Raw genomic sequence first — 12,950 nt, 5'->3', positions numbered from 1 at the left:
TAAAAGTCTCAATTGAGTGCTAGCTAAATAAAATTAAAGTGCAATGGCTTGAAAGCCGTTCTTGGTTTTGTGGGTTAGAACTACATTCTGACCTTGATTTAAAATTTGATTGTTTTCTGGTTCAACCAGGACATAATGAGTCTGGCCATGTTGATCTCGGACTTTGGCTTGTGCGGGAGAATTCACTTTGGCATCTCCCAGAATAATGGTCGCGGTACGTCCGATGAGTTCATCGCTATGAATCGCAGAGGTTTCATCTTGAGGCAGGAGCTTGCTGGCGGCCATGGCAAGAAAGCGCACCACAGGCATACACAGAAACAGGCAGGCCAGAGAAATCAGCCAGACATTAAACAGCTGGCTGGTCAGGCGCTCAAATATTCCCTGAATTAATAAACCGCTCAAGCCATAACTGGTCAGAAAAATGATTAGCCAAATAAATAAAGGCAGACGCCCCAGATATAACCAGTCAAATACTTTGCTGAAAACACCCGGAGACTGATCCGCACTTATTTCTGGTTGCAGGGGATCTTCAGGTAAAAACTTTTCGAAGATATGCTGAGAGCCGCCGCCGAGCAGCAATAGAATACATTCTAGAGCAGCAAACATCAGCATTAGGCTAAGGCTAATACTAAATACGATATTTGATGGATGCGTAAATAGTTCCCACATTTTTTTATCTCTATAATTATGTTTTTAGGAAAAGTGTCTGAAAGTTTTTATTGATATAACGATAACAGTAATTGCTGATTTTGTATGCAAAAAAATAACAAAAAACCTTATAAACAAGGATTGAATATCTTGATTATTTAATAATTATTGAACTATTAAAATTAATAATAAACTATAAGTTAACTGGATGTTTGAGCAAGTAATGCCACAGCGGCAATAGGAATTCGGCATTCTGTGTGTGCTTGCCTGAGAAAGTATAGAGATACATCGACCTGAGTATCTCCAAATTTTTCTGTTCAAGTTTAAAGTAGGGCAGTCTGAATCCGGACTTTCATATCTAGAGTCTGTTGCAGAATATAGTGTTCCATCCATTTGACTTGTTCGCCCATAGGATTGACCTTGACTGCAATATTCAGGAAGTCGAGATCAGGCTGCTTGAAAAGCTGCTTTTGCAAGGTTTGCTCCAAAATCTGACTGTTGGTTGTCAAAGGTAATGCCATTAGATAGAACGCTTTAGGATAATTATAAAAGGCATATAATAAGTTAAAGGCTTTTTGATCACCTTTGAGGTTGCCAGCACCAATTTCGTAAGCTGCGTTCTGGTTACTATAAGTAACGCCGATTAGAAATTCCCAATGACCTTCTTGCAAACGCAGACCAAACTGTAATCCAATTTGATCCGCGGTCAGCTCGTGTTGCAGATAGATATTTAAAGGCTTGCCATCATCACTGAAAGGTTCTTGCAAGACCAAAATATGTTGCTGGTGCTGATAAATATAACCAGCAAGCTGGGCCTGTTCCAGACGGGTTTTTACAGTGGTGAGATCAAAAGCGCTATAGGGCATAAATGAAGTATATCAAAAGGAAGAATTGAGTCTTACTCTAGTAATTTTTTAACTATTTGAGAACCACTACTTTAGATTATTTTCCTAGGATTTTATTGGTTTAGCGACAGGTTAATATATACCTCTACCACACAATATCCTCGCTTGAATTGTGCAAATCATTGATTCATAAAAACTGATATTCATTATTGATGAATTTTTATATGAGCTTTTGATATATCAATATCATAAAACAAGCAATGGATAGGATAAGTAAATCACTATAATGAATATAAATTTTCAAAAGTGTCATAAGTACACGTTTTTCTAAGCTGGTGTTGTCCATGTCGTTAAATGAGGAAAGACTTACTCATCTCAAACAGCTTGAAGCTGAGAGTATTCATATCATCCGCGAAGTTGCTGCCGAGTTTGAAAATCCGGTCATGCTGTATTCGATTGGTAAAGATTCAGCGGTCATGCTGCATCTTGCGCTAAAAGCGTTCTACCCAGCAAAACTTCCATTTCCATTATTACATGTCGATACAGGCTGGAAGTTTAAAGACATGATCACTTTCCGGGACAACATGGCGAAAACCCATGGTTTCGATTTGATCGTGCATCAGAATAAAGAAGGGGTTGAGGCCGGTATTAACCCGTTCGACCATGGTAGCTCTAAATATACCGACATCATGAAAACTCAGGGCTTAAAACAGGCTCTGGATAAATACGGTTTTGATGCTGCTTTTGGTGGCGCGCGCCGTGATGAAGAAAAATCACGTGCCAAAGAACGTGTTTATTCATTCCGTGATTCGAAACATCGTTGGGATCCGAAAAACCAGCGTCCAGAACTTTGGAATCTTTATAACGGTAAAGTGAACAAGGGCGAAAGTATTCGTGTATTCCCGTTATCTAACTGGACTGAGCTGGATATCTGGCAATACATTTATTTGGAAAGTATTCCATTAGTACCACTTTATTTGGCTGCAGAACGTCCTGTGGTTGAACGTAGTGGCACACTTATTATGGTTGATGATGAACGTATGCCTTTAAAAGAAGGTGAAGTTCCACAAATGAAATCGGTACGTTTCCGTACTTTGGGTTGTTATCCATTAACAGGTGCTGTGGAATCTACAGCCAATACCTTGCCGGAAATTATTCAGGAAATGTTGCTGGCAACCAGTTCTGAGCGTCAAGGTCGTATGATTGACCATGATGAAGCAGGCTCGATGGAGAAGAAGAAGCAGGAAGGCTACTTCTAATTTAATCTCCCCCCTTGCGCAGCAATGCTGCTCACCTCTTTAAAAAGAGGGGGAACTCCTAAATCAGAACGGAGATAAAGTCCCTCTTTATTAAAGAGGGATTTAGGGAGATTAAAAAGAGATTCAAAACAACCGATTTCTAAAGAATATGTGGAGCTTTGAGCGATGTCTCATCAATCTGATTTAATCAGCCAAGATATCTTGGGCTATTTAAAACAACATGAAAATAAAGACCTGTTGCGTTTCCTGACTTGCGGTAACGTGGACGATGGTAAATCAACGTTAATTGGTCGTCTGCTGTACGATTCAAAATTGATTTATGAAGATCAATTACAGGCTGTGACCCGTGACTCGAAAAAAGTCGGTACGACAGGTGATGCACCTGACTTGGCACTTCTGGTCGATGGTTTACAAGCAGAGCGTGAGCAAGGCATTACCATTGATGTGGCATATCGTTATTTCTCGACAGAAAAACGTAAATTCATCATCGCGGACACGCCGGGACACGAACAGTACACCCGTAACATGGCAACCGGTGCGTCGACTTGTGACCTTGCGATCATTTTGATTGATGCGCGTTATGGCGTGCAAACCCAGACGCGTCGTCATACCTTTATTGCGAGTTTGCTCGGGATCAAGAACATCATTGTTGCAATCAATAAGATGGACTTGGTGGAATTCTCTGAAACGCGTTTCAATGAAATCCAGGCTGAATATGCGGCATTCGTTGCACAATTGGGCGACCGTAAACCAAGCAATATCATCTTTACGCCTATTTCTGCATTGAATGGCGATAACGTGGTGAACAAGTCAGCCAATACGCCATGGTACACTGGTGAAACGCTGATGGGTACACTTGAATCGGTGGAAATTAACCGTAGTTCAGCGAAGCAGGATTTCCGTTTCCCTGTGCAATACGTGAACCGTCCAAACCTCGACTTCCGTGGTTTCTGCGGTACGATCGCACTTGGCGATATCAATGTTGGCGATACCGTAACAGCATTACCTTCTGGTAAATCATCGACTGTCAAAGAAATTGTCACTTTTGATGGCAATCTTGAGCATGCAGTTGCAGGTCAGGCAGTGACTTTAACGCTTAACGATGAAATTGATATTTCACGTGGTAACGTGTTAATTCGTGCGGATCAAGCTGTTCCAAATATTTCCCGTTCAGTTCAAGCGACTGTTGTGTGGATGGCAGATCAACCACTTGTACTGGGTAAGCTGTACAACATCAAGATTGGTACGCAAACCGTTCCGGCAAAAGTAACGGCAATTCATTACCGTACCAACGTTAACACATTGGAAAAAGTTCAGGTGGATAAACTTGAGCTAAATGCAATCGCCAATGTGACTGTTGAATTTGATGCACCAGTGGTCTTTGACCGTTATCAAGACAGCCGTTTCACCGGTTCGTTTATCTTCATCGATCGTTTGAATAACGTGACGATTGGTGCTGGTATGGTGGAAGAATCAGTTGAATGGTCTGCACACGATGAGCCTGTCACTGCAGAAGCACGTGCGGCACGTTTGGGTCAAAAACCTGCTGCGGTGACTGTATCTGGTAAAGCTTTGGAAAATGCTCAGGCGCTAGAAAGCTTGCTGATTCAGCAAGGGATCGTTGCTATTGCTAAAGCAGGTTTGAATGCGGAGCAGGTTGCACTGGTTCGTGAAACTGGTGTGGTTGTGATTACCGATGCTGCTGAAGGTACAGACACGACTTTAACCGTAGATACAGTTGAAGAACTTGCTGAGAAGATTGTGGAATTGGTTCGTCTTTAAGACTGGACTGATTTGAAGAAACCCGCTGAAAAGCGGGTTTTTTATTGCCTAAATTTTGATTGCATGAAAATCATTCGATTAGTCAAAATGTGATCTTTCAATTTACTAGTCAATTAATACAATACTCCCTAGATTTGGGGAATATATGAAAAAATTAATATTGCTGGCTGGCTTGTGTGTGGCTTTTGGAGCTGAAGCCAAACAGAGCAGCCAAAGCGTTGAAGCAATCAAGCAAAAAATAATCCAGCAGTCGATTGAGAATTATCCGGGAAATTGTCCGTGTCCTTACAATACTGCAAGTAATGGTAGTCGTTGTGGTAAGCGTAGTGCTTATAATCGTGCAGGCGGATATGCGCCGCTGTGTTATCCGGAAGATGTGAGTGATCGAATGGTAAAGGAATATAAAGGGCGTAGTTAATTAAAGGCTCCGTATTTAGATAGTGAGCTAAAAAAAATATTTTTGTTAGATTTGGCTTCACATGGGTAATTATTCATAAGAATCATTGAGGACTAAGGCCAGAATAGCTTTCATTTCGGTTAAACTTTTCACGCCTGCAATCCTTTTAATAGTTTCTCCATTTCTAAAAATAAGCGTAGAAGGCAAACCATAGGCATTATAGCGCAAGGTTAAAATCGGAGACTGATCCACATTGATCTTGCCAAATTTAACTTCAGGATTTACCTCAGCATAGTATGTCGCCAGTTCGGCAAAGATCGGAAAATTCTGAACACAGGGCTTGCACCACTCTGCATAAAAGCGAATCACGGCAAAACCTTCAAACCACTCAAAATCACTGTAATTGTTTTCGTTATATTCGATCACTTGGGTCATGGTTGGCCTATTATCAATTTCCTGAATAGTCCCCCGATTATACATAAGTCCGATGTAGCTTCATTCCTCATGCTAACTATGTTCAAATAAGTCCAAGATATATAAAATGCATAGATTAGGGAAAGAAATCATGTCGCAACAAACCATGCAGCAAGTCATTATTACAGAACCAGGTGGTGTCGATAAACTCGCTTATGAAACGGTGACTGTACCTGAACCTAGAGCAGATGAAGTTCTGGTGAAAGTTCATGCCTTTGGTATTAACCGTCCAGATATCCTGCAGCGTCAAGGCTTATATCCGATGCCGAAAGGGGTAACGCCAGTTCCTGGCCTGGAAGTGGCAGGTGAGGTGGTTGCGATTGGTAGTGATGTAAGTCAGTTTAAAGTTGGTGATCAAGTCTGTGGTTTGACCAATGGTGGCGGTTATGCTGAATATTGCGTCATACCTGAAAGCCAGACCTTGAATATTCCTGAAGGCGTAAGTTTTGTACAGGCAGCGGCCATTCCTGAAACTTTCTTTACTGTATGGGCGAACGTGTTCCAGATGGGTAAGGCCAAAGCAGGGGAAACTGTACTGGTACATGGTGGAACGAGCGGGATTGGTACGACTGCTTTAATGTTGTGTAAATCACTCGGAATCAAAACTTTTGCAACTGTCGGTTCAGATGAAAAAGTTGCGGCTATTTCTGATTTAACCACGGCTATTAATTATAAAACTCAGGACTTTGAGCAAGTTATTAATGAAGCCACTGACAATGGTGGTGTCGATGTCATTTTAGATATGGTCGGTGCACCATATTTAGAGCGTAATTTGAATTTGTTGCGCCGTGATGGACGTCTGGTCTATATCGCTTTCTTGGGTGGTGCCAAGGCCAAAGAAGTCAAACTGGGTCAAATCATGATGAAACGTCTGACCATTACCGGTTCGACCATGCGTGCACGCAGCACGGCTGAAAAAGCGGAAATTGCACAAGGTCTGAAAGAGCAGATTACCCCATTATGGGCAAAAGGCGAATGTTTGCCGATGATCTATAAAACGTTTAAGTTCGATCAGATTCAGGATGCCCATGCAGCAATGGATACTGGAGAACATGTGGGTAAAGTTGTGGTTGAAATTGTTTAATACGAGATAAGTGATTCAAAAAAAGCCAGTAATTTTACTGGCTTTTTTTAATTTTAAGTAAAATCTTATTACAAATAAATATATAAAATTTTGAATAAAAATTAAAAAATGTTAACTGTTCGACACAACCTGTCAATTATGACACGTAAATTGCATCTATCGATAATTCCGACCAAAAGGTTAAACATTCACATGAATGTGAGAGGGAAAATAAGATGAAAATTATTTCAACAGCATACAGTTCAAAACATAGTTTAAGAGCATTACGACGTATTCATAAAATGATTATTTGCGGAAGCATGAGTTGGGCGGAGTTGCATAAAATGTATCGGGCGATGCTACATCTGGAGCGTTATATGGAAAGATTAACAATACAAAATCGTCATTCAAGCAAGAAAGCATCCAGAAAATCCACATAAGATCTTGTATTTTTAGAGTGAATAAAGGGTCAAGATCTGATCTCAAAAAATATCTTAGACTTTGTCCTAATATTATTCATCTATCGGCATTCAGTATAATCATTCAACATCTAGCGATAAATAAGTACATGAGAATGTATTAAGTGGGGATTTATGAAGCGCCCAGCTTCAACACATGAGCGTCTTGCAGAGCGTTTAGCCAGAATTTTGACCAAATTAAACGTCGGATATCAACTCCGGGCTGCAGAGCTAGCTGCAGAATTTCAGGTCAGCACCCGCACCATTGAGCGTGATTTTGATCGTCTAGGCTCTTACTTACCCTTACTTCAAGATGAACAGAAACGATATTATCTGGAACCCTCTTATTTAGGGCGGTTTAAATTGCAGGATATCCAGACTTTTGCCCAGCTTTCGGGGATCAGTGAGTTGTATCCGGCGTTGGATATGTCTTTTATGCGTGAACTGCTGGATGAGCGGGCAAATCAGGTATTTTCGGCAAAAGGCTATTATTTTGAAGATGCCAAACAGTTTGCCGAACATTTCAAGTTGCTTGCAAGCGCAATCTATAAACGTCAGCAGGTTGAGTTGCAATATTCAGATCAATTGCGAATCATTAAGCCTTATCGCTTGATTCACCATCATGGTATCTGGTATCTGGTGGGCGTAGATCAGGACAAGTTGCGCACTTATCGCTTAAGTCAGGTGCAACAGCTCAAGCTGGTTTCTAAGGCGGAGAGCTTTGCGCATGATCCTGAAATACTGAAAATGCTGGCAGATGAAGACAGCATCTGGTTTGGGCAGCAAAAGCAGCAAGTCTTAATCAGGGTACAACCTGAAGTCACGGTCTTTTTTAAAGAGCGCCGTTTATTTCCAGAACAGCAGATCGAGCAGGAAGCCGAGACTGGAGAGTTAGTGATCAGTTGCCAGATTCGTCACGAAATGCAGTTGTTGCCTTTGGTGCGTTACTGGTTGCCCTATGTGAAAATTATTGAGCCGATTCATTTTCAGCAGAAACTGGAACAGGATTTGCAAGGATATTTACGTTCTACTGGATGATATTGAGAAAGCAGAGCAGGAGGGCCTGATTAATGATGACACTTTAAATGGGAATTTAATTTACTTATTTTTTGACTAACTAAATTACAGACATAAAAAAACCAGCTTTCGCTGGGTTCTTTATTTGCACCATCTTTCTATAGTAGAAGAATGGTGCCCGAGGCCAGACTCGAACTGGCACGCTTTGTGGGCGGGGGATTTTAAATCCCCTGTGTCTACCGATTTCACCACTCGGGCTTTAACAAGATGGAGGCGGAGGTCGGAATCGAACCGGCGTCCACGGAGTTGCAGTCCGCTGCATGACCACTCTGCCACCCCGCCGCGTCTTGTTGATGCGTATATTAGCAAGCTCAGAAAAAAAAACAATAGTGTATTCATCTGTATGCGCATAAAAACATCATCTGGCGGAAAATATTTAAATTATTCATGTAGAATGTGCAAAATTGATTCATATCAACACTTGGGAGAAGTGCCGTGGCATTAGTTCTAGACGGTCGTGCATTGGCGAAGCAAATTGAAGCTGACTTGTTTACTCGCGTAGAAGCGCTGAAAGCAAAATCAGGTCGTACTCCAATTCTTGCGACGATTTTGGTAGGTGACGATGGTGCATCTGCAACTTATGTTCGCATGAAAGGCAATGCCTGCCGCCGTGTTGGTATGGACTCACTCAAAGTGGAACTTCCTAAAGAAACCACAACTGAAGAATTATTGGCTGAAATTGAAAAATTAAATGCAAATCCTGATGTGCACGGTATTCTGCTTCAGCACCCGGTTCCTGCGCAAATTGATGAGCGTGCCTGTTTCGATGCAATCTCGCTTGAAAAAGACGTAGATGGTGTCACTTGCCTGGGCTATGGTCGTATGGCAATGGGTGAGGCAGCCTATGGTTCAGCGACGCCTGCGGGTATTATGACTATCCTGAAAGAGAACAACATTGAAATCGCTGGTAAACATGCGGTAGTTGTAGGTCGTTCTGCAATTTTGGGTAAACCAATGGCTGCGATGCTGCTAGAAGCGAATGCAACCGTAACCATTTGCCATTCACGTACTCAAGATCTTGCAAGCTTTGTTAAGCAAGCAGATATCATTGTCGGTGCGGTAGGTAAAGCAGAATTAATTCAAAAAGACTGGATCAAACAAGGTGCAGTGGTTGTTGATGCTGGTTTCCATCCACGTGATGGCGGTGGTGTTGGTGATATCCAACTTGTTGGCATTGAAGAAATTGCTGCTGCTTACACACCAGTTCCGGGTGGTGTAGGTCCAATGACGATTACCACTTTAATCCGTCAAACGGTTGAAGCTGCTGAAAAAGCTTTAGGTTAATCAAATCCTCCCTAACCCTCCTTTTTCAAAGGAGGGAACTCTGATCACTATTTTTGGATGGAGTTTCCCCCTCTTTTTTAAAGAGGGGCTAGGGGAGATTCTTCAAAGACATTAATACTAATTAAAAGAAATCTAATGAGCTGCACCTTCCGACTCCCTCAAGCCCCAGAACATCTACTAAAAGCCTTGCATGATGTGATTCCACACTGTGAGCTACATGCACAGCAATTGCCGGATACACCCATTTCCCTGTGGCTGATTCCGCCAGTATTCCCAACAGATAAGCTGGATGATGAGGTGATTCGTCGCATTTGGAATGATACACCATACTGGATCTTTTGCTGGGCCTCAGGCTTGGCGATGGCGCAGTGGCTATTGGCAGAGCCGCATCATGTTAAAGACAAAGTAGTTTTGGATTTTGGGGCGGGATCGGGCGTAGTTGCCATTGCGGCGAAAATGGCAGGTGCAAAACGTGTGATCTGCTGTGATATCGATCAAGTTAGTCTAGATGCCTGTCGTGCCAATGCAGAGCTAAATGATGTCGAGCTTGAATATCTGGATGACCTATATAAGGCAGAGAAAGTGGATATTTTATTAGCCGCAGATGTGCTTTATGATCAATGTAACCGTTTCTTCCTGGATGAGTTTTTAAGATTTGCACCTGAGGTCTGGGTTGCAGATAGTCGAGTAAAAAACTTTAGTCATCCTCAATATGAAAAACTGGATGAGCGCAGTGCAACGACTTGGCCAGATCTGGATGAATCACCAGAATTTCGTAATGTCAGTTTCTATAAAACACTTTAAAGTTGAAAAATCAAAAAGGGCAGTTAGCCCTTTTTGATTGTCTTGATTTCTATAAGTATCAGATATTAAGAACAAGTATAACGAATAACGCGCATGGTCGTTGGGCGGGCTTCTAAAGCTTCGCGTGCACCCGGGTTCTCGCTATTATGTAAATCGGGCGTGTTGCTTAAGCTGATTTGCGTGCGGCTATTACCCAGTTGGCGGCCATAGTTTTCCTGTTCCGCAGTTGGATTGGAAATTTCATTGGTGCTTAAAATCTGGATATTGTAAGTTTTGGAATTTCCTAACACGTGTCTGCAAGCGGCTTGCAAGCGATTTTCATCCTGGCTTGGTCGTCCTGAGAGGGTGTAGCTCAGGGTTGCTGTATTGCCTGAACGTTCCAGAATCTCATAGCCACTTTGTCCATTGAATTGATGGGGTGTGGTCTGACATGCACTCAGTACAAAACTGCTTGCAGCCACAGCCAAAATTACTGTTGTTCTTTTCATATTTATAGTTCCTGAAGTCTTGGTTTAAGTATGCCATATTTTGCTTAAGCAGCTGCTCTGGTCAATTGTGATCAATTGTTTAAACAGCCAATAAAAAAGGCCGCTTACGCGACCTTTTTTAAATTAAATCAGCAATTAAGCAGATTTAACCGCAGCAATAAGTTCTGCTTGACGAGTTTTTAACGCTTCCGGTAAACGCTCACCTAGCTTGTCGAACAATTCAGTATGGCTTTCAAGTTCTTTGATCCATTGATCTTTATCTTGAGAAGTTACTAGGTCAAACTGTTCTTTAGTGAAGTCAGAACCAGTCCAGTTCAACTGTTCATAAGTAGGAACTAGGCCAATTGGTGTTTCAACAGCCTCAGCACGACCTTCACAACGGTCAATGATCCACTCAAGAACACGCATGTTTTGACCGAAACCAGGCCATACGAAGTTGCCTTCAGCATCACGACGGAACCAGTTCACGTTGTAGATACCTGGAAGTTTGTTGCCAGCAGCGGCAGCTTTCGCGCCCACTTGCTCGCCCATTTCTAACCAGTGCGTGAAGTAATCCGCCATGTTGTAGCCAGCGAATGGCAGCATCGCGAACGGGTCACGACGAACGATACCTTGTTGGCCAACAGCAGCAGCAGTGGTTTCAGATCCCATAGTCGCAGCTTTGTAAACACCGTCAACCCAGTCAAATGCTTCTGAAATTAGAGGCACTGTGTCTGCACGACGACCACCGAAGATGAACGCAGAGATTGGAACACCTGCTGGATTTTCCCAGTCAGCATCAATAGAAGGGCACTGGCCAGCAGATACTGTGAAACGTGCGTTTGGATGCGCTGCTTTTTCTTCGCCAGTGTGTGGTTGACCTTTCCAGTTAGTCAAGTTAGCAGGCGCTTCTTTAGTCAGACCTTCCCACCAAACTTCACCGTTGTCAGTCACAGCAACGTTGGTATAAATCACGTCTTTGTGCATGGTTGCCATACAGTTCGGGTTGGTTTTGGTATTGGTACCAGGCGCTACACCGAAGAAGCCAGCTTCAGGGTTGATTGCATATAAGCGACCGTCTTCACCTGGTTTGATCCAGGCAATATCGTCACCTACAGTTTCAATCTTCCAGCCTTCATAGCCTGCTGGTGGAATCAGCATTGCGAAGTTTGTTTTACCACATGCAGATGGGAATGCAGCTGCGATGTAGTGTTTTTCGCCTTGTGGATTGGTCACGCCAAGGATCAGCATGTGTTCAGCTAACCAGCCTTGTTGACGACCCATAAATGATGCAATACGTAATGCCAGGCATTTTTTACCCAATAATGCGTTACCGCCATAACCAGAACCATAAGACCAGATCTCACGAGTTTCTGGGTAATGCACGATGTATTTTTCTTTGTTGCAAGGCCATGCAACATCTTTTTCGCCGTTCGCAAGCGGAGCACCTACAGTGTGTACGCAAGGAACGTATTCACCGTCAGTACCAAGAACGTCATAAACAGCTTTACCCATACGAGCCATTTTAGACATGCTTACTGCAACGTAAGGAGAGTCAGTTAACTCGATACCGATATGAGCGATATGAGAACCCAATGGACCCATAGAGAATGGAACCACATAAAGTGTACGACCTGCCATTGAACCGTCAAATAAACCGTTCAATTTTTCGCGCATGACAGCAGGTGCTTCCCAGTTGTTGGTCGCGCCAGCATCGTCTTTGTTTTCAGAGCAGATGTAAGTACGATCTTCAACACGTGCTACGTCAGAAGGATCAGAATTTGCAAGATAAGAACCAGGATGAGTTTCTTGATTCAGCGCTTGCATTGTGCCGTTAGCGATCATCAAGTCGATATAACGTTGATATTCTTCTGCGCTACCGTCACACCATTCAATTTTTGCTGGTTTTGTTAATTTAGCAATCTCTTCCACCCAAGCAATAAGCTTAGGGTGACGAACGAATTCTGGTGCGTTCACTTGGGTCATGGTGAGGCCTATCTCAAATGTGTACAAATTAGATGTACAAAGTACAATCCGAGCAATAAAAAATATCGCCCAGATGAAGTATGAAAAAAAGTGGCTGTATTAAAGCATAAAATGATAAAAAAAATAAGACCAAAGAAGTGCTAGATTTCTTTTGGAATATAATGCTATTTTATTTATAAATATAAGTAAAACAACAAGATAAAACTAAATGTTTGAATTATTAATATTATTTATTTAAATTATGGGTAGTATTTATTTTAAAAATTAATATTAAAATCATTATCTTAATTTTATAAGACCTTTAATATTCATTATTAGACTTCCTTCATAAATCATTTTTCAATCAATTTAATTGTTTATCTTTCACCCAATCTAAATTGTATATGCCAGCAAGTAAATTAAACCG

General features: G+C 42.0%; 13 protein-coding genes and 2 tRNA genes. 8 read left to right on the top strand and 7 right to left on the bottom strand.

Annotated elements, in window-relative coordinates; translation table 11 throughout:
• Nucleotides 1-33 precede the first annotated feature (33 nt).
• A complete protein-coding gene (locus NI469_RS10565; RefSeq protein WP_253175138.1) occupies nt 34-669 on the bottom strand; it encodes a YqiJ family protein in 636 nt (211 codons plus the stop codon).
• 302 nt (nt 670-971) lie between these two features.
• Nucleotides 972-1,514, bottom strand: a complete 543-nt coding sequence (locus tag NI469_RS10560; protein ID WP_253175136.1) for a hypothetical protein — start codon at nt 1,512-1,514, stop codon at nt 972-974.
• A gap of 323 nt (nt 1,515-1,837) precedes the next feature.
• Here NI469_RS10560 and cysD point away from each other — a divergent pair, with 323 nt between their 5' ends.
• The 3 genes from cysD (at nt 1,838) to NI469_RS10545 (ending at nt 4,952) form a co-directional block, all read left to right on the top strand.
• A complete protein-coding gene (gene cysD, locus NI469_RS10555; RefSeq protein WP_004730252.1) occupies nt 1,838-2,752 on the top strand; it encodes a sulfate adenylyltransferase subunit CysD in 915 nt (304 codons plus the stop codon).
• 165 nt (nt 2,753-2,917) lie between these two features.
• Complete coding sequence (cysN, locus tag NI469_RS10550) at nt 2,918-4,534, top strand: sulfate adenylyltransferase subunit CysN (protein ID WP_004279461.1); 1,617 nt, start codon at nt 2,918-2,920, stop codon at nt 4,532-4,534.
• A gap of 145 nt (nt 4,535-4,679) precedes the next feature.
• Nucleotides 4,680-4,952, top strand: coding sequence for a hypothetical protein (locus tag NI469_RS10545; protein ID WP_004279462.1), 273 nt, complete (start codon nt 4,680-4,682; stop codon nt 4,950-4,952).
• Between the two features lie 69 nt (nt 4,953-5,021).
• Here NI469_RS10545 and NI469_RS10540 read toward each other — a convergent pair whose 3' ends face one another.
• Nucleotides 5,022-5,366, bottom strand: a complete 345-nt coding sequence (locus NI469_RS10540) for a thioredoxin family protein (protein ID WP_253175134.1) — start codon at nt 5,364-5,366, stop codon at nt 5,022-5,024.
• A gap of 130 nt (nt 5,367-5,496) precedes the next feature.
• Between NI469_RS10540 and NI469_RS10535 the strand changes: the two genes are divergently transcribed.
• The 3 genes from NI469_RS10535 (at nt 5,497) to NI469_RS10525 (ending at nt 7,964) form a co-directional block, all read left to right on the top strand.
• Nucleotides 5,497-6,489, top strand: coding sequence for an NAD(P)H-quinone oxidoreductase (locus tag NI469_RS10535; protein WP_253175128.1), 993 nt, complete (start codon nt 5,497-5,499; stop codon nt 6,487-6,489).
• A gap of 215 nt (nt 6,490-6,704) precedes the next feature.
• Complete coding sequence (locus NI469_RS10530; RefSeq protein WP_253175126.1) at nt 6,705-6,908, top strand: hypothetical protein; 204 nt, start codon at nt 6,705-6,707, stop codon at nt 6,906-6,908.
• A gap of 153 nt (nt 6,909-7,061) precedes the next feature.
• A complete protein-coding gene (locus NI469_RS10525; protein ID WP_253175125.1) occupies nt 7,062-7,964 on the top strand; it encodes a helix-turn-helix transcriptional regulator in 903 nt (300 codons plus the stop codon).
• A 151-nt stretch (nt 7,965-8,115) separates the two neighbouring features.
• On the opposite strand, the gene NI469_RS10520 is transcribed toward NI469_RS10525, so the two are convergent.
• Together NI469_RS10520 and NI469_RS10515 are read right to left on the bottom strand one after the other, a co-directional pair.
• Nucleotides 8,116-8,201, bottom strand: a tRNA-Leu gene (locus NI469_RS10520).
• A gap of 10 nt (nt 8,202-8,211) precedes the next feature.
• Nucleotides 8,212-8,285, bottom strand: a tRNA-Cys gene (locus NI469_RS10515).
• A gap of 153 nt (nt 8,286-8,438) precedes the next feature.
• On the opposite strand from NI469_RS10515, the gene folD reads away from it, so the two are divergent.
• The gene (gene folD / locus NI469_RS10510) at nt 8,439-9,287 is read left to right on the top strand and encodes a bifunctional methylenetetrahydrofolate dehydrogenase/methenyltetrahydrofolate cyclohydrolase FolD (protein WP_253146192.1); all 849 of its coding nucleotides are present in this window, start codon (nt 8,439-8,441) and stop codon (nt 9,285-9,287) included.
• A gap of 135 nt (nt 9,288-9,422) precedes the next feature.
• Nucleotides 9,423-10,091 carry a class I SAM-dependent methyltransferase gene (locus tag NI469_RS10505; RefSeq protein WP_005262348.1) on the top strand — a complete coding sequence of 223 codons (669 nt, stop codon included), beginning with the start codon at nt 9,423-9,425 and terminating at the stop codon, nt 10,089-10,091.
• Between the two features lie 65 nt (nt 10,092-10,156).
• On the opposite strand, the gene NI469_RS10500 is transcribed toward NI469_RS10505, so the two are convergent.
• Complete coding sequence (locus tag NI469_RS10500; protein WP_005262346.1) at nt 10,157-10,579, bottom strand: hypothetical protein; 423 nt, start codon at nt 10,577-10,579, stop codon at nt 10,157-10,159.
• Between the two features lie 135 nt (nt 10,580-10,714).
• On the bottom strand, nt 10,715-12,544 hold the full coding sequence (locus tag NI469_RS10495; RefSeq protein ID WP_005262344.1) for a phosphoenolpyruvate carboxykinase (GTP): 1,830 nt from the start codon (nt 12,542-12,544) through the stop codon (nt 10,715-10,717).
• Between the last annotated feature and the right edge of the window lie 406 nt (nt 12,545-12,950).

Origin of the sequence: Acinetobacter lwoffii (assembly GCF_024129735.1) — a bacterium.
Lineage (GTDB): Bacteria > Pseudomonadota > Gammaproteobacteria > Pseudomonadales > Moraxellaceae > Acinetobacter > Acinetobacter lwoffii_H.
The sequence above is the reverse complement of the archived record's forward strand: the minus strand, read 5'-3'. Positions and strand labels throughout refer to the sequence as shown.

What these genes read in the sequence shown, in the direction of transcription:
- NI469_RS10565 (WP_253175138.1), bottom strand. Translation starts at nt 669, where the DNA reads ATGTGGGAACTATTTACGCATCCATCAAATATCGTATTTAGTATTAGC.
- NI469_RS10560 (WP_253175136.1), bottom strand. Translation starts at nt 1,514, where the DNA reads ATGCCCTATAGCGCTTTTGATCTCACCACTGTAAAAACCCGTCTGGAA.
- cysD (WP_004730252.1), top strand. Translation starts at nt 1,838, where the DNA reads ATGTCGTTAAATGAGGAAAGACTTACTCATCTCAAACAGCTTGAAGCT.
- cysN (WP_004279461.1), top strand. Translation starts at nt 2,918, where the DNA reads ATGTCTCATCAATCTGATTTAATCAGCCAAGATATCTTGGGCTATTTA.
- NI469_RS10545 (WP_004279462.1), top strand. Translation starts at nt 4,680, where the DNA reads ATGAAAAAATTAATATTGCTGGCTGGCTTGTGTGTGGCTTTTGGAGCT.
- NI469_RS10540 (WP_253175134.1), bottom strand. Translation starts at nt 5,366, where the DNA reads ATGACCCAAGTGATCGAATATAACGAAAACAATTACAGTGATTTTGAG.
- NI469_RS10535 (WP_253175128.1), top strand. Translation starts at nt 5,497, where the DNA reads ATGTCGCAACAAACCATGCAGCAAGTCATTATTACAGAACCAGGTGGT.
- NI469_RS10530 (WP_253175126.1), top strand. Translation starts at nt 6,705, where the DNA reads ATGAAAATTATTTCAACAGCATACAGTTCAAAACATAGTTTAAGAGCA.
- NI469_RS10525 (WP_253175125.1), top strand. Translation starts at nt 7,062, where the DNA reads ATGAAGCGCCCAGCTTCAACACATGAGCGTCTTGCAGAGCGTTTAGCC.
- NI469_RS10505 (WP_005262348.1), top strand. Translation starts at nt 9,423, where the DNA reads ATGAGCTGCACCTTCCGACTCCCTCAAGCCCCAGAACATCTACTAAAA.
- NI469_RS10500 (WP_005262346.1), bottom strand. Translation starts at nt 10,579, where the DNA reads ATGAAAAGAACAACAGTAATTTTGGCTGTGGCTGCAAGCAGTTTTGTA.
- NI469_RS10495 (WP_005262344.1), bottom strand. Translation starts at nt 12,544, where the DNA reads ATGACCCAAGTGAACGCACCAGAATTCGTTCGTCACCCTAAGCTTATT.